Genomic DNA, 14,609 nt, shown 5'->3' on the forward strand with positions numbered 1-14,609 from the left:
GAGGACGCTTGAAGGCCTGGCAGTTCACCACCGACGCCTATCTGAAGCCTGAGCGCCGGGCCGCCTGGCGCGAGGCCATGGAGCGCCTGCGCCTGCCCGTCGGCGATCTGCCGGCCGAAGGCGCCTTCCACGCCCAGGTCTCCAGCCTGACCTCGCCCATGGGGGTGGAGTTCGCCGTCGTCGCCTCCACGCCGCAGGAGATCTCCGGCCGCAATCCCGACCAGCCGGCCGCGGTCTGGCTCGCCGTCCTGCTGGAGGGCGAGGCGATCCTCTCCGACGGCGTGCGGGAGATGCCCGTCGCGGCGGGGGACATCGTCTATGGCCCGACGGGCCAGACGGCGGGCCTGCGCCTGACGACGCGCTTCAAGCTGCTCTTCATCACCGCGCCCAGGTTGGCGCTGGACCACCGCCTGCTGGCGCCCTCGGCGCTGCGGATCGGCCACCTGGCGGCGGGCGAGGGGGTGAACCATGTCTTCTCCGGCCTGCTGCGGGCCACGGCCGAGGCTCTGGACGAACTGAGCAGCGACCAGCTGCGCCCCGTGGAGCTGGCGCTGACCGAGTTCCTCGTCGCCTGCCTGGCCCAGGACGGCGATCCCGCCGCGCGCGGCGGGGCCGAGGGCGCGCGGGCGGTGCAGATGCGGCGGGTGCGCCAGACCATCGAGATCCTGCTCGCCGAACCGGACCTGACCTTGCGCCGCGTCGCCGACGAGGACGGCGTCTCGCCTCGCTACCTGCAGAAGCTGTTCGCCAGCCAAGGGCAGAGCTTCACCGGCTATGTCCGCGCCCGGCGGCTGGAGCGCTGCCGCGCGGACCTGGCGAGCCCGGCCTGCGCCCAACTCTCGATCTCAGAGATCTGTTTCCGCTGGGGCTTCAACGGCTCGGCCCATTTCAGCCGCGCCTTCCGCAGCGCCTACGGGGTGACCCCGCGAGAATACCGTCGCGCGGCGGCGGGCGGCGAGGCGGAAGCGGCTTAGGCGGCTAGAATCGCCTCCACCTCCGCCCGCGTCGGCATCGAGGCCGCCGCGCCCCGCCGTGTCACCGAAAGCGCCGCTGCGGCGTTGGCGAACCGCATGGCCTTCGCCAAGTCGACCCCTTCGTCCAGGGCGGCGGCGAGCGCCCCGCAGAAGCAGTCCCCGGCGCCGGTGGTGTCGACGGCCGGCTGCTTGACTCCGGCGGCGCGGAAGACCTCGTCGCCGCGCACCGCCACCGCGCCAGCCGCGCCCAGGGTGGCGATCACCGTCTGATGCGGCGCCGCCAGCCGCCGGGCCGCCGCAGCGGCCTGGTCGGCGTCGGCCGGTTCGGCCTCCAGGCCGGCGAAGCGGGCGAGCTCGCTCTCGTTCAGGATCAGGATGTCGGCGAGCGCCAGGAGGCGGGCGCCCTCCGCCAGGGCCGGGGCGGTGTTGAGGATCTTGACCGCGCCCCTGGCCTCGTCGCGGGCGAAGACCGCCTCGATGGCGTCAAGGGTCGCCTCGAACTGGGTGAGGATCACGCCTGCGCCGCCCAGGTCGGCGGCGCCCGCCAGCTCCGGCCCGAAGAGGGCGTTGGCGCCGGCCGCCACCACGATCATGTTCCGCGCGGCACGATCCAGGGTGATGAAGGCCTGGCCCGTCGGGTGGTCCCTGGCGCGCAGGACGCCTGCGGTCTGGACGCCGGCCTCTTCCAGCACCCCCAGCATGAAGTCGCCGGCCGCATCCTGGCCGACGGCGCCGAGCAGGCGCACCTGGGCCCCGAGCTTCGCGGCCGCCACGGCCTGATTGGCGCCCTTGCCGCCTGGGAACTGCGCCAGTTCATGGCTCGCCACCGTCTCGCCCCAGCGGGGCAGTTCGGCCACCGAGGCCACATGGTCCAGATTGATGCCGCCCAGGACGCAGACGCTCATGGCTTCCCCCGCTTCGACTGCGGGCAGGCCTAGGGCGCCGGCGGTGAAATGTCAGCGGCTCAGATGGCCTTGGCGTGTCGTTGGGCGTCCGGCGCCAGATAGGCGTCGAACAGGGCGCAGATGGAGCGCACCAGCAGGCGCCCGCGCGGGGTCACCTTCAGGGTGCGGCCGTCCCACTCCAGCAGGCCGTCCTGGCGGAAGTCCTCGAAGCGGGCGATGGCGGCGCGAAGCTCGGTCATGCCGCGGCCGTGCCGTTCGCACACCTCCGGCAGCACGACTTCGAGGTCGCACATGAGCCGCTCGATGATGTCGGCGCGGAAGCGGTCCTCGTCGGTGACGGCGACGCCGCGGGCGATGGGCAGCTTGCCGTCGGCCACCGCGTGGCGCCAGCCGAGCTCCTGGGCGATGTTCTGCACGAAGCCGCCGGGCGTCGTGCCGATGGCCGAAGCGCCAAGTCCGAGCAGGGTGCGGGCCGCATCGGTGGTGTAGCCCTGGAAGTTGCGGTGCAGCCGCTTCTCCACGGCGGCCTTGGCCAGCTCGTCCTCGGGCAGGGCGAAGTGGTCGAGGCCGATGCGGACATAGCCCTCGGCCTGCAGCCGCTCGGCGGCGGCCTCGCTCTGCTCCAGGCGTTCGGCCGGCCCGGGCAGGGCGGCCTCGTCGATCAGCTGCTGGTGAGCCTTCATCCACGGCACGTGGGCGTAGCCGAAGAGGGCCAGCCGCTCCGGCCGCAGGGTCAGGACCGCGTCGATGGTCGACAGCGTGTTGCGCGTGGTCTGGTTCGGCAGGCCATACATCAGGTCGAGATTGACCGAACGCACGCCGGCTTCGCGCAGGGCGGCGACGCAGTCGGCGATGTCCTCGAAGGACTCCTGGCGATTGACCGCCTGCTGCACCTCGGGGCTGAGGTTCTGCACCCCCAGGCTGGCGCGCGACAGGCCGTGCCAGGCCGCGGCCTTGATCCAGTCCCGCGACAGGACGGCCGGGTCGAGCTCGGCGGCGATCTCGGCGTCCTCGGCCACGTGGAAGACGTGGCGCAGGTTGCCGAAGATGATCCCCAGCTCTTCGACATTCAGCATGTTGGGCGTGCCGCCGCCCAGGTGGATGTCACCGACCGCGAGCTTGCCGGGCAGGGCCTGCTCGAGCGTGGCGAGCTCCCGCATCATCAGGTCCACATAGTCGCGCACCGGCTCATGCCGGCTGACCGCGCGGGTGTTGCAGCCGCAGTACCAGCACAGCCGCGTGCAGAAGGGGATGTGCAGATAGACCGAGACCGGCGCCGTGACCGGCAACTGCGCCAGCCAGGCGCGATAGGTCTTCTCGTCGACCTCCGGCGTGAACTGCACCGCAGTCGGGTAGCTGGTGTAGCGGGGCGCGCGCCCATCGTACTTGGCGATCAGGTGCGCGTCGGCGGGGGCTTGGGGATTGTAGACGACGGTCATGGGCGCAGATTGCGCGGACCGCCCGCCGCCGCCGTGACGCAGATCAAACCCGCGACGGCTCCGCCGCGGCGCCGCGGGGGAAGACCGAGAATGACAGCGCGGCCAGCACCGCCATCGCGCCCGCTGCGGGCCACAGGGCCGGCGCGCCGAGTCGGTCGTAGGCGACCGCTCCGCCGGCGGCGCCCGCCACCAGCCCGGCCCAGAGCATCAGGTCGGGCAGCCAGGGCCCGCGATCCTCGCCGAAGATCGCCGCGGCAAGCCCCTTGCCGACCTTCACCAGGGCCCCGGTCATATAGGTCAGCCCGACCCGGACCTCGCCGCCCTGGGCGAAGATCAGGTTCTCCGCTCCCATGGCGCAGGCCAGGAGCAGGGCCGCGGGCAGGGGCCAGCCTTGCGCCGCCAGGACGCCGGCCCCCGCCAGCGCCCCGGCCAGAACGGACAGGATCGCGGCTTCCGGGCGGCCGGCGACGACGCGGCGCAGGACGCCCCCGATCACCACGCCGGAGACGAACGCGGCGATCAGGCCGCCGGCGATCAGGGCCTCCTCGGCGCCCCGGAAAAGCCCCACGCCCAGCCGCGTCGAGTTGCCGCTCATGAAGGAGACGAAGAAGCCGCCCGTCATCAGGAAGCCGGCGGCGTCCACATAGCCGGCGGCCGCGGCGAGCACGATGGCGAAGAGGCGGGCGCGGCGGTCGAGGCGTCTCACAGATCCAGTCTCTTGAACGACGAAGCGGCCCGGCGCCGCCCTTCCGAGGCGCCGGGCCGAAACGTGGCGATGCGTCCGATCAGGCCTATTCGGCGTCGTCGTCGATCGGCAGTCCGAATTCGTGCCACAGTCCGTTGAGGATGCCGAAGGCGACGGCGAGGCCGACCCCGAGAATCCAGGCGAAGTACCACATGGGAAGGCTCCTTCGGTTCAGTAGAGGTCGGGATTGGTGCGCAGTTCGCCAAGCGAGACCCGGCCCCACAGCACCTTGAAGACCCAGGCCGTGTAGGCGAGCACGATCGGCAGGAAGATCGCCGTGACGATCAGCATCAGGAAGAGCGTCGTGTGGCTGGAGGAGGCGTTCCAGACCGTCAGGCTCGACTTGGGATCGATGCTCGAGGGCAGGATGAAGGGGAACATCGACAGCCCGACGGTCGAGATGATGCCCACTGCGGCGAGGGACGAGCCGCCGAAGGCCAGCGGCTCCTTGCCTGCGCGGATCCCGAGGAAGGCCGCCAAGGCGCCGAGGAAGCCCAGCGCCGGAGCCGCGATCATCCAGGGGTAGGCGGCGAAGTTGTCGAGCCATGCGCCGGCGGCGGCCACGGTGTTCGACCGGAGCGGGTTTGACGGACCGGCCATGTCCGCCGCGCCTTCGAGGCGGAAGCCGAGGCCGCCGAACTTCACGAAGGCGAAGCCCACCGCGAACAGCGCGACCGAGGCCAGCGCCGTGACGGAGCCGATGGTCCGGGCCCGGTCACGCACGGGCCCATGGTCGGCCTTGATGGTCAGCCAGGCCGCGCCGTGCGTCAGCAGCATGGCGACCGACAGGAGTCCGCACACCAGGGTGAAGGGGGTGAAGAGGCCGAGGAAGGGGCCCTCGTAGAAGGAGCGCAGATCGCCGTCGAGCCGGAAGGGCACGCCCTGCAGCACGTTGCCCACGGCCACGCCGAAGACCAGCGCCGGGACGAAGCCGCCGACGAACAGGCCCCAGTCCCAGAAGGCGCGCCAGGCTCGGCTCGGCCGCTTGGAGCGGTACTTGAAGCCCACCGGGCGCAGGATCAGCGCCGAGAGCACCAGGAACATGGCGAGGTAGAAGCCCGAGAAGCTGACGGCGTAGACGAAGGGCCAGGCGGCGAAGATCGCGCCGCCGCCGAGGATGAACCACACCTGGTTGCCTTCCCAGGTCGGGCCGATGGTGTTGATCACCTGCCGGCGCTCGGCGTCGTTGCGGCCGACGAAGGGCAGGAGGGCGGCGACCCCGAGGTCGAAGCCGTCGGTGAGGGCGAAGCCGATGAGCAGGACGCCCATCAGGCCCCACCAGATGACGCGGAGCGTCGCGTAGTCGATCGGAAGATCCATGGTGAGGCTCCTTTACTCGGCGGCCATGGGCACGGGGCCCACGGGCTCGTCGGCGGGATGCTGGTCCTCGCTCCTGGCGTAGGGACCCTTCTTGACGGTGTGGAGGATCAGGCCGACCTCGATGACGGCGAGCACGCCGTAGAAGAGGGTGAAGCCCGCGATCGTCGTCCACAGCTGCGGCACGGTCAGGCTGGAGGCGCCCAGGAAGGTCGGCAGGACGCCCTCGATGGCCCAGGGCTGGCGGCCGACCTCGGCCAGGACCCAGCCGAGCTCGGCGGCGATCCAGGGCAGGGGGATGATCGCCACCGCCAGACGCAGGAACCAGCGGGTCTCGTGCCGGCGCATGGAGGCCAGGATGAAGGCCGTGGCGAAGAAGGCGATCATCAGGAAGCCGATGCCGGCCATGATGCGGAACGACCAGAACATCACCGGCACATCCGGCACCGTGTCCCAGGCGGCCGTGGAGATCATCGCGGCGTCGGCCTCGCGGGGGTCGTCGGTGTAGCGCTTCAGCAGCAGGGCGTAGCCCAGGTCCCGCTTGTGGCGCTCGAACTGCTCGCGCGCGGCCAGGTTGGTCGGATCGGTCTTGAGCGTCTCCACCGCGTCATAGGCGATGACGCCCGACTCGATGCGGCTTTCGGCCACCGCCACCAGGTCGAGGATGCCCTCCACCGGCCGGTCGATGCTCCGCGTGGCGATCAGGCCCAGGACATAGGGCACCTTGAACTCCGCGTGGGTCTGGCGGTCTTCAAGGTTGGGCAGGCCGAAGAGGGTCAGGCCGGCCGGCGCAGCCTCGGTCTCCCACATGGCTTCCAGGGCGGCCAGCTTCATCTTCTGGTTGTCGGTAAGGGCGTAGCCCGACTCATCGCCCAGGACGACCACCGAGAGCGAGGAGGCCAGGCCGAAGGCCGCGGCCACCGTGAACGAGCGGATCGCGAAGGCCCGATGGCGTTCCTTCAGCAGGTAGAAGGCCGAGATGCCCAGCACGACGACCGAGGCCAGCACATAGCCGGCGCTGACCGTGTGGACGAACTTGGCCTGGGCGACCGGATTGAAGATCACCTCCTGGAAGTTGACGATCTCCATCCGCATGGTCTCAGGATTGAAGGCCGAACCCACCGGGTTCTGCATCCAGCCGTTGGCCACCAGGATCCACAGGGCCGAGAGGTTCGAGCCCAGGGCCACCATGAAGGTGACGCCCAGGTGGGCGAGCTTCGAAAGCTTGTCCCAGCCGAAGAACATCAGGCCGACGAAGGTGGCTTCGAGGAAGAAGGCCATCAGGCCTTCGATGGCCAGGGGGGCGCCGAAGATGTCGCCCACATAGTGCGAGAAGTAGGACCAGTTGGTCCCGAACTCGAACTCCATTGTGATGCCGGTGGCGACACCGAGCACGAAGTTGATGCCGAAGATGGTGGCCCAGAACCGCGTGATGGTCCGCCAGATCTGGCGGCCGGTCATCACGTAGATGCTCTCCATGATGACCAGCATGAAGGAGAGACCGAGGGTGAGGGGCACGAAGAGGAAGTGATACATCGCGGTCAGGGCGAACTGGAGCCGCGAGAGCTCGACGACGGCGAGGTCCATGGGGAGGGACTCCTTGTATATTCGCTGATCGCTATGTTTCCGGAGCCTTCCCCGCCTTGATGCAGATCACAATCAACCCGACGGCCAGGCTGTAGGGGACGGCTGATCATGGTTTTCCCCTTGAAAGCGCAGCTTAAGGAGGCGACCGCCCCGCCGCTCGCCTTCGCCGGGTTCCTGTGGGTCGCCGACGGCGCCGGGGCGGTCGCCTTCGCGCTCGGCCTGGCGCTCGCCGTCGGCGCCTTGCCGGCGGCCGGCGCGGCGCAGTGGCCGTGGTACGCCCTCATCGTCGGCGGAGCCTTGATCCGGGCCGGCGCGGTCTTCGCCGCCTCGCGCCTGGGCGCCGTGCGCGCCCGGCGGCTGAAGCGCTTCCTGCGCGAGCGGTTGATGCGGGCGGCCCTGCGCACGCCGCCGGGACAGGCGGCCAGCCTGGGCGAGCGCGTGGCCGCCGTCGTCGACGAGGTGGAGGCGCTGGACGGCTGGTTCGCCCGCTTCGAGCCGCTGGGCTTCGCCTCGCGCCTGACGCCCGTTCTGATCCTGGGGGCCATCGCCGTCGCCAGTCCGGTCGTCGCCCTGATCCTGATCAGCGCCCTCGTGCCTTTCGCCCTCGTCATGGCTCTGGCCGGCATGGCCGCAGCCGAGGCCTCGCGCCGACAGTTCGATGCGCTCGCCCATCTGTCGGGCCTGTTCGTCGACCGCGTCCGGGCGTTGCCGGTGGTGCTCGCCTTCCAGGCCGAACAGGCCGAGGCGGCCAAGGTCGAAGGCGCCGCGCGCGGCGTCGCGCGCCGCACCCTGGCGGTGCTCAAGTTCGCCTTCCTCTCCTCGGCGGGGCTGGAGTTCTTCGCCGCCCTGTCGGTGGCGCTGGTGGCGGTCTATTGCGGCTTCAACCTGCTGGGCCTGCTGCCCTTTCCCGTGCCCGAGCAGCTCGACCTGCCGCGCGCCCTTTTCGTGCTCGCCCTGGCGCCGGAGCTCTATCTGCCGCTTCGGCGCCTGGCGGCGGCCTATCACGACAAGCAGCTGGGGCAGGCCGCGGCCGAGCGCCTGGCCGGCGTGCTGGACGGGCCGAGCGCGCCGGAGCCGTCGAGCGCGGCCATCGAGGCGGCCCCCGCCATCCGCTTCGAGGGCGCTGCGGTGCGTCATCCGGAGGGACCGCTGATCGGCCCCGTCAGCTTCACCGCCCCGGCCGGAGCGGTCACCGCGATCCTGGGGCCGAGCGGGTCCGGCAAGACCTCGCTTCTGTCCCTGCTGGTGGGCGCCGCGCCGCTGGCGGACGGCGAGGTTTTCGTCGGCGAACACCCGATCTCGAAGGTGCGCTCCGTCGCCCGATCGGTCGCATGGGCGGGCCAGACGCCCGCCCTCGCCCCCGGCTCCATCGCCTACAACATCGGGCTCGGGCGGACGGATGCGCCGCCCGGCGAGGTGGCGCAGGCGGCGCGCCTGGCCGGCCTGGAGCCGGCGCTGCGCCAGCGGACCGACGGCCTGGCGACGGAACTCGACGAGCGCGGCTCGGGGCTCTCGGGGGGCGAGCGGCGGCGGATCGGTCTGGCGCGCGCCTGGCTCAAGCCGGCGCCCATCCTGCTGCTGGACGAGCCCACCGCAGACCTGGATGAGGCCGCCGAGCACGAGGTCATCGCCCGCCTGCGCGACCTGGCCAAGGGGCGCACCGTGCTCTTGGCCACCCACTCCGAACGCCTGGCCGCACAGGCCGATCACGTGGTGCGCCTGGCATGACGGGTTCCCTCAGATCTCTCGTCCGCCAGCAGCGCCGCGCCCAGGGAACGGCGCTGGCCCAGGCGGCTTTGGCGGCGGCGGCCGTCGCCCTGGCCTCGGTCCTCCTGCTCGGCCTCTCGGGCTGGTTCATCGCCGCGGCGGCGGCGGCCGGCGCCGCGGGCAAGGCCGCCGCGCTCGCCTTCAACTACCTGCTGCCCAGCGCCGGCGTGCGGCTCCTGGCCATCCTGCGCACGGTCGCCCGCTACGGCGAGCGGCTGGCCGGGCACGCCGCGGCCCTCAACGCCCTGGCGGAGATCCGGCCGGCCCTCTTCAGGGCGCTGGCCGCCGGGCGGCCGGAGACCGCGCTCGCCCTGTCCTCCGGGGAGGCCTCGGCGCGGCTGGTGCAGGACGTCGATGCGGTCGAGACGATGTTCGTGCGCCTGTCCGCCCCTTGGGCGGCGGGCGCGGCCATGCTTGCGGGCCTGGCCCTGACGGCGCTGGCCAGCCCGATCGCCGCGGCGGTCCTGCTGACCGCCTTCGTCGCCCTGATCGGCCTCGGACGCGGGCTTGCGCGACGGCTGGCCGAAGAACCGGGCCGCGCGGCTCAGGCCGGGGTCGGGCGCCTGAAGGACGCCGTGGCGGCCTACCTGGCCGCAGGGCCGGAGCTCGTCTGCTACGACCTGGAGGCCGCCGCTCTGGCCGCCGTGCTCGACCGGGACGAGGCCCTGGGCGAGGCCCAGCTCGCCGCGCTCGACGCCGAAGCCGTGCTCGGCGCGCTGCAGGCGGCGATCACCGGCTTGACGGTGGCGGCCGTCATCCTGGCGGCCGCCGGAGCCGGCGCGCCGCTGGCCGCCCTGGCCGGCCTCGCCGCTTCGGTCGCCCTCGAGGGCGCCGCAGGCGTGCTCAAGGCCTTCGAGCGTTCCGGCGCCGCCGAAGGGGCCGAGCGCCGCCTGGACGAGATCCTCGACGTCGCACGATCGTCCAGCCCCATGGCCGACCCGTTCGGCGAGCGGCGCATCCGGCTGCCCGGGGGCGAGGAGCTGAGGCCGGGCGAGCGGCTGGCGATCCTGGGCGCCTCGGGGGCGGGCAAGACGCGGCTGATCGAGCGGCTCCTGGGCCTGCGCACCGCCGATCTCGACGGCTTCGCCATCGCCGGCGCCCCGCTCGCCCGCCTGGATGTCGCCTTTGTCCGCAGCCAGTTCGCCTATGCGCCGCAGGACGCACGGCTGCTGACCGGCACGGTTCGCGAGAACCTCGCGCTCGCCTCGCCGCGCGCCGGGGACGCCGAGTTCTGGCTGGCCCTGGCCGACGCCGGGCTGGAGGATCGCGTGGCGGCCCTGCCGCGGGGCCTCGACTCCTGGATCGGGGAGGGCGGGGCGCGCCTGTCGGGCGGGGAGCGCCGTCGGCTGTCGCTGGCCCGCGCCCTGCTGCGTCCCGCGCCCTTCCTCGTGCTGGACGAGCCGACCGAGGGGCTCGATCCGGCCGCCGAGGCGCTGGTGGTGGGCCGCCTGGCGGCCCGACTCGAACGCACCGGTCAGGGCCTGATCCTGATCAGCCATCGACCCGCGCCGCTGCGCCTCTGCGCGCGGACGCTGCGGCTCGGCGGCGCGCAGCCCCAGGTTGACGCAGCTCAAGGCGCGCCGGCGGCGTCAGGCGAGGAGTAGGGGCGGCCGGCATGGCCGGCCTTTCACAAAAGGGAACCGTCATGAACGCGCAGTCGCAATCCAGATCGTTGTTTCCCCGCCTGACCCGCCAGGCCTTCGGTCCGCTCCAGCGCGAGATGAACCGCCTCTTCGATGAACTCGGCGAAGGCTGGGAGTCCTTTTCCGACACGCGCCTGACGCCGCGGATGGACGTCGTCGACACCGAGGCGGGCCTGGAGATCTCCGTGGAGCTGCCGGGCCTCAAGGAGGAGGACGTCAAGGTCACCGTCGAGGGCGACGTCCTGACCATCACCGGCGAGAAGAAGTCCGAGAGCGAGCGCAAGGAGAGCGACTATCGCATCCTCGAGCGCAGCTATGGCGAGTTCGCCCGCTCCTTCGTCCTGCCGCGCAGCATCGACGGGAGCGCGCTGAAGGCGAGCATGAGCCACGGCGTCCTGAAGATCGTCGCCCCGAAGCGGCCCGACATCGAGAAGAAGACTGTGCCTGTGCAGTCTGCGTAAGCTCGGCGCGGCCCGGTTCAGGAGGTTTTGATGCGCGCCATGATCCTTCCTGGGCCGGGCCAGCTCCTGCGGGCGGTCGAGCGGCCCGATCCCAGCCCGGGCCCCGGCGAGGTCCGTCTCGCCGTGCGCGCCTGCGGCGTCTGCCGCACCGACCTCCATGTGGCTGACGGAGATCTGCCGCAGCGGCGGGCGGACCTAGTGCCGGGCCACGAGATCGTCGGGGTGGTGGAAGCCCTGGGCCCCGGCGTCGGCGGCCTGAAGACCGGCCAGCGGGTCGGGGCGGCCTGGCTGGGCGGGGTGTGCGGCCGCTGCCCCTATTGCCGCACGGCCGAGGAGAATCTCTGCGACGCGCCGGAATTCCACGGCTGGACGCGGGACGGAGGCTATGCCGAAAAGGTGGTGGTCCGAGCGGACTTCTGCTTCCCGATCCCGGACCTCTATGGCGACGTCGAGGCCGCGCCGCTGATGTGCGCCGGCCTGATCGGCTACCGCAGCTGGCGCAAGGCCTGCGAGGCGCGGCCTGTGCGCCGTCTCGGCCTCTACGGATTCGGGGCGGCCGCCCATCTGCTGGCCCAGTTGGCGCTGAGCGAGGGGCAGGCCGTCTGCGCCTTCACCCGACCCGGGGACCAGGCCGCCCAGGACCTGGCGCGGGCTCTGGGGTGCGGCTGGGCGGGCGGGTCGGACGAGGCCCCGCCCGAGCCCCTCGACGCCGCGGTGATCTTCGCCCCCGTCGGCGCCCTCGTCCCCGTCGCCCTGCGGGCGGTGCGGAAGGGGGGAACGGTCGTCTGCGGCGGCATCCACATGAGCGATATTCCGTCCTTTCCCTATGCCTGGCTGTGGGAGGAGCGCCGCCTCGTCTCGGTGGCCAACCTGACCCGGAAGGACGCCGTCGAGTACCTGCCGCTCGCCGCCCGGGCCGGAGTGCGGCCGCAGGTCACGCCCTACGCCCTGGCCGAGGCCAATCGGGCGCTGGACGACCTTCGCGCAGGCCGGTTCGCCGGCGCCGCCGTCCTCACGCCCTGAACGCCCGCACCCGCATCCGGCCGGGACCGCCGCGCGCGGCGCCTGAGCCGGATCCGCGCGAAGAAAACGCCCGGCGCGGGGGAGCGCCGGGCGGCAAGTGACACGGGTAGGAGAAGTAGGTCGCCGGCGCGGCCACGCCCGGATCCGTGAGGGCGGGGTCCTGGGCAGGGGGATAGCCGCGCCGGCAGGCGCTGGCGCCGGGGGGTTATTCGGCGAGACGTTCCAGCGCATCCCACCGCTTCACACGGAAGCGGCGGCATCCTTCGAACTCGACCACGGAGGCGCCCTGGAGTTGGGTCAGCATCCGCGAGACGGTTTCGATCGTGAGGCCGAGATAGTCGGCCATGTCCTGGCGGCCCATCGGCAGGGCGACTTCGTCGGCGCCCTCGCGCTCGGCCAGATCCATGAGGAAGCTGGCGACCTTTTCGCAGGCCGTCTTGCGGCCCAGCACCAGCAGATGTTCCTGAGCCCGCTCCAGCTCGCGGCGGGTGGCTTCCCAGATCGCGCGGTCGATTTCCTCGTCGCCGGCGAAGGCCTTCAGCGCCGAGCGCTTGATCACCAGCAGCGTGCTCTCGGAAAGCGCCTCGGCGGAAAACCGGTGGGTGTCGCCCGTCTCCAGGCCCACGAGGTCGCCGGGGTAGTAGAAGCTGCCCACCTGGCGACGGCCGTCGCTCAGCAGGCGGGTGGTGCGGACCGCGCCGGACACCACGATGTAGATGAGGTCGGCGTCCTCGTCCTGGCAGAAGATCTCCTCGTCCTTGGCGAAGGTCATTCGCAGACCCAGGCGCGACATCACGTCGGCGATCGCGGGCGTGGCGTGGTGAGTGTCGGTGGCGTAGGCGAGGGTCATGGCGGGGTTCCTTGAGCCGATGAGGCATACTCTCCCAGCCGCCCGGCCCTCGGTATTCGGGTCGTATCCCTAAGTAACCCTACGGATGTGTCAGTGCGCCGCAGCGTCGCCGAAGCGGCCGCGCACCGAGCGGCGCACCGTGTCCATCACCTCCTCGAAGGCCTCCTGGGTGATGCCCGGAACGATCCCGCCCACGTGCACGTGGTCGATGAGCCGAAGCCCGCACATCTGGGCCACGTGCCGGTCGAAGAGCGTCGCGAGCGCGTCCAGGGCCCCCGTCTCCTTCACCCAGGCGTCCGGCGCGCCCGAGAAGGTGAAGCTGATCATGCGCCGCCCGCTCAACAGGGGGCGTGCGCCGGCCGAGCCGGGCTCGAAGCCGAAGCCGGCGCTGAAGATGCGGTCCACATAGCCCTTGAGGATCGCCGGCGGGGCGTTGAACCAGAGGGGATAGACGAAGGCGAAGACGTCGATGTCCTGCAGCTTCTGGCGCTCGGCCGCCGCGTCCGGAGCGGGTTCGTAGCCCTCCGGGCCCGGGATCTCGCCCGCCTTCAGGCAGGGGTCGAAGTTCAGCCGGTAGAGATCGCGCACCTGCGTCTGGTGCCCGAGGGCCGTGGCGCAGGCCGCATAGGCCTCCGCGGCGGCGCAGGTCAGGCTGTTCCGGTTCGGATGGGCGACGATCACGGCGTGCTTCATGGCGGGCTCTCCTGGGAGGATCAAAGTCAGGCCTGGGCGCGCCTGCATTGACCCCGGTCATGGCTGTCGCGGCCCCGGCTTGACGGAGGTCAAGGCGCCTTCGTCCCAGCGCGGCCCCACTGGCCCGCCAAGGAGACGCCCATGACCGCCGCGCCGCAAGTCCGCAAAAGGATCGTGCTGATCAACGGCCATCCGGATCCGCGGCCGGAGCGCTTCTGCGCCGCTCTCGCCCAGGCCTATGTGGAGGGGGCGGCCAAGGCGGGGCACGACATCCGCCGCATCGACGTCGCCAGCTCCGACGCGCCGCTGGTGCGCAGCCGGGACGCCTTCATGGCGCCGCCTGACCCGGCGATCGCCGACGTGCAGAAGGTGATCGTGGACGCCGATCATCTGGTGATCATCTATCCGCTCTGGCTCGGCGGACCGCCGGCGCTTCTGAAGGCCTGGCTGGAGCAGGTGTTCCGCTACGGTTTCGCTCTGGCCGCGCCGGGAGACGCGCGGGGGGTGAAGGGCCTGCTTTCCGGCCGCTCGGCGCGGGTGGTGGTCACCATGGGCATGCCCGCGGCCTTCTTCCGCTTCGTCTTCTTCGCCCACGGCCTGAAGGCGGTGAGCCGCGGCATCCTCTGGATTTCCGGCATGGCCCCCATCCGGGAAAGCATCATCGGCAATGTCGAGGGCGGCGATCTCGGCCACCGGCTCAGGTGGCTGTCGCGGATGAAGGCCCTGGGCGAGGCCGGCCGCTGAGCCGTCAGTGGGTCAGGGCGGCGCGGATCTTGGCGATCAGCAGGTCGCCGAGCAGCGGCTTCTCGACGATGGCGGCCCCCATGCGCTGGGCGCGAGCCCGCGTGCCCGGCTTCGGGTTGCTTGTGATGAGGATGGCCGGCAGGTCCACGCCGCGGGCGCGCAGGGTTTCCAGCGCGTCCAGACCGCTCATCCCGCCCAGCTTGTAGTCCAGCACGAGGCACGCCTCGCCCTCGGGCAGCCTGTGGGCGACCAGTTCCTCGCCGGTTTCGCAGGTTTCCACCTGGAATCCCTCGATTTCCAGAGAGAACTTCAGGGCCTGGCGCAGGGCCGCGTCATCGTCCACCAGGACGATCCTGCCGGCGTAGTCGGGGGTGGGGGGCATTCAACGGTTTCTGAGCGCAGTGTCGACAGCTGCAGAAGCTAGCGGCCGGCGCGGCGGCATCCTTGATGCAACGCAAATT

15 protein-coding genes are annotated in these 14,609 nt (G+C 71.6%); 6 read left to right on the top strand and 9 right to left on the bottom strand.

Features of this window, described 5'->3' with window-relative positions; all coding sequences use genetic code 11:
• The first annotated feature begins 8 nt into the window (after positions 1-8).
• Complete coding sequence (locus H2041_RS08870; protein ID WP_293411757.1) at positions 9-974, top strand: AraC family transcriptional regulator; 966 nt, start codon at positions 9-11, stop codon at positions 972-974.
• Here the strand turns inward: H2041_RS08870 and H2041_RS08875 are convergent.
• The 6 genes from H2041_RS08875 to H2041_RS08900 form a co-directional block, all read right to left on the bottom strand.
• A complete protein-coding gene (locus H2041_RS08875) occupies positions 971-1,879 on the bottom strand; it encodes a ribokinase (protein WP_293411759.1) in 909 nt (302 codons plus the stop codon). The two genes, H2041_RS08870 and H2041_RS08875, sit on opposite strands and share 4 nt — an antisense overlap.
• A gap of 59 nt (positions 1,880-1,938) precedes the next feature.
• Positions 1,939-3,318, bottom strand: coding sequence for an oxygen-independent coproporphyrinogen III oxidase (hemN, locus tag H2041_RS08880; protein ID WP_293411761.1), 1,380 nt, complete (start codon positions 3,316-3,318; stop codon positions 1,939-1,941).
• Positions 3,319-3,361: 43 nt separating this feature from the next.
• A complete protein-coding gene (locus H2041_RS08885; RefSeq protein ID WP_293411763.1) occupies positions 3,362-4,024 on the bottom strand; it encodes a DUF1275 family protein in 663 nt (220 codons plus the stop codon).
• Between the two features lie 85 nt (positions 4,025-4,109).
• Positions 4,110-4,217 (bottom strand): cytochrome bd-I oxidase subunit CydX, encoded by a 108-nt coding sequence (gene cydX / locus H2041_RS08890; protein WP_293411765.1) that lies wholly within the window; start codon positions 4,215-4,217, stop codon positions 4,110-4,112.
• 17 nt (positions 4,218-4,234) lie between these two features.
• Positions 4,235-5,383: a cytochrome d ubiquinol oxidase subunit II gene (gene cydB / locus H2041_RS08895; protein WP_293411767.1), complete on the bottom strand. Its 1,149-nt coding sequence runs from the start codon at positions 5,381-5,383 to the stop codon at positions 4,235-4,237.
• A gap of 12 nt (positions 5,384-5,395) precedes the next feature.
• Positions 5,396-6,967, bottom strand: a complete 1,572-nt coding sequence (locus tag H2041_RS08900; RefSeq protein ID WP_293411769.1) for a cytochrome ubiquinol oxidase subunit I — start codon at positions 6,965-6,967, stop codon at positions 5,396-5,398.
• Between the two features lie 120 nt (positions 6,968-7,087).
• Between H2041_RS08900 and cydD the strand changes: the two genes are divergently transcribed.
• Genes cydD through H2041_RS08920 form a run of 4 tightly spaced genes read left to right on the top strand, consistent with a single transcriptional unit; the run spans position 7,088 to position 11,861 of the window.
• Positions 7,088-8,695 carry a thiol reductant ABC exporter subunit CydD gene (gene cydD / locus H2041_RS08905; protein ID WP_293411770.1) on the top strand — a complete coding sequence of 536 codons (1,608 nt, stop codon included), beginning with the start codon at positions 7,088-7,090 and terminating at the stop codon, positions 8,693-8,695.
• A complete protein-coding gene (locus tag H2041_RS08910; protein WP_293411772.1) occupies positions 8,692-10,338 on the top strand; it encodes an amino acid ABC transporter ATP-binding/permease protein in 1,647 nt (548 codons plus the stop codon). Before cydD ends, H2041_RS08910 begins: the two co-directional genes overlap by 4 nt.
• A gap of 41 nt (positions 10,339-10,379) precedes the next feature.
• Entirely contained in the window at positions 10,380-10,838 is a 459-nt protein-coding gene (locus H2041_RS08915; RefSeq protein WP_293411774.1) for an Hsp20/alpha crystallin family protein, read from the top strand.
• Positions 10,839-10,868: 30 nt separating this feature from the next.
• Positions 10,869-11,861, top strand: coding sequence for a zinc-dependent alcohol dehydrogenase family protein (locus H2041_RS08920; RefSeq protein ID WP_293411776.1), 993 nt, complete (start codon positions 10,869-10,871; stop codon positions 11,859-11,861).
• Positions 11,862-12,066: 205 nt separating this feature from the next.
• On the opposite strand, the gene H2041_RS08925 is transcribed toward H2041_RS08920, so the two are convergent.
• Positions 12,067-12,711: a helix-turn-helix domain-containing protein gene (locus H2041_RS08925; RefSeq protein ID WP_293411778.1), complete on the bottom strand. Its 645-nt coding sequence runs from the start codon at positions 12,709-12,711 to the stop codon at positions 12,067-12,069.
• Positions 12,712-12,801: 90 nt separating this feature from the next.
• Positions 12,802-13,404: an NAD(P)H-dependent oxidoreductase gene (locus tag H2041_RS08930; RefSeq protein ID WP_293411780.1), complete on the bottom strand. Its 603-nt coding sequence runs from the start codon at positions 13,402-13,404 to the stop codon at positions 12,802-12,804.
• Positions 13,405-13,545: 141 nt separating this feature from the next.
• Here H2041_RS08930 and H2041_RS08935 point away from each other — a divergent pair, with 141 nt between their 5' ends.
• Positions 13,546-14,148 carry an NAD(P)H-dependent oxidoreductase gene (locus H2041_RS08935; protein ID WP_293411782.1) on the top strand — a complete coding sequence of 201 codons (603 nt, stop codon included), beginning with the start codon at positions 13,546-13,548 and terminating at the stop codon, positions 14,146-14,148.
• 4 nt (positions 14,149-14,152) lie between these two features.
• Here the strand turns inward: H2041_RS08935 and H2041_RS08940 are convergent, their stop codons facing one another.
• Positions 14,153-14,530 carry a response regulator gene (locus H2041_RS08940; protein WP_293411783.1) on the bottom strand — a complete coding sequence of 126 codons (378 nt, stop codon included), beginning with the start codon at positions 14,528-14,530 and terminating at the stop codon, positions 14,153-14,155.
• Between the last annotated feature and the right edge of the window lie 79 nt (positions 14,531-14,609).

The organism is Phenylobacterium sp. (assembly GCF_013911965.1).
Lineage (GTDB): Bacteria > Pseudomonadota > Alphaproteobacteria > Caulobacterales > Caulobacteraceae > Phenylobacterium.

Excerpts from the sequence above, each read along its gene's own strand:
- H2041_RS08875 (WP_293411759.1), bottom strand. The coding sequence starts at position 1,879 with ATGAGCGTCTGCGTCCTGGGCGGCATCAATCTGGACCATGTGGCCTCG.
- hemN (WP_293411761.1), bottom strand. The coding sequence starts at position 3,318 with ATGACCGTCGTCTACAATCCCCAAGCCCCCGCCGACGCGCACCTGATC.
- cydX (WP_293411765.1), bottom strand. The coding sequence starts at position 4,217 with ATGTGGTACTTCGCCTGGATTCTCGGGGTCGGCCTCGCCGTCGCCTTC.
- cydB (WP_293411767.1), bottom strand. The coding sequence starts at position 5,383 with ATGGATCTTCCGATCGACTACGCGACGCTCCGCGTCATCTGGTGGGGC.
- H2041_RS08900 (WP_293411769.1), bottom strand. The coding sequence starts at position 6,967 with ATGGACCTCGCCGTCGTCGAGCTCTCGCGGCTCCAGTTCGCCCTGACC.
- H2041_RS08910 (WP_293411772.1), top strand. The coding sequence starts at position 8,692 with ATGACGGGTTCCCTCAGATCTCTCGTCCGCCAGCAGCGCCGCGCCCAG.
- H2041_RS08915 (WP_293411774.1), top strand. The coding sequence starts at position 10,380 with ATGAACGCGCAGTCGCAATCCAGATCGTTGTTTCCCCGCCTGACCCGC.
- H2041_RS08920 (WP_293411776.1), top strand. The coding sequence starts at position 10,869 with ATGCGCGCCATGATCCTTCCTGGGCCGGGCCAGCTCCTGCGGGCGGTC.
- H2041_RS08925 (WP_293411778.1), bottom strand. The coding sequence starts at position 12,711 with ATGACCCTCGCCTACGCCACCGACACTCACCACGCCACGCCCGCGATC.
- H2041_RS08930 (WP_293411780.1), bottom strand. The coding sequence starts at position 13,404 with ATGAAGCACGCCGTGATCGTCGCCCATCCGAACCGGAACAGCCTGACC.
- H2041_RS08935 (WP_293411782.1), top strand. The coding sequence starts at position 13,546 with ATGACCGCCGCGCCGCAAGTCCGCAAAAGGATCGTGCTGATCAACGGC.
- H2041_RS08940 (WP_293411783.1), bottom strand. The coding sequence starts at position 14,530 with ATGCCCCCCACCCCCGACTACGCCGGCAGGATCGTCCTGGTGGACGAT.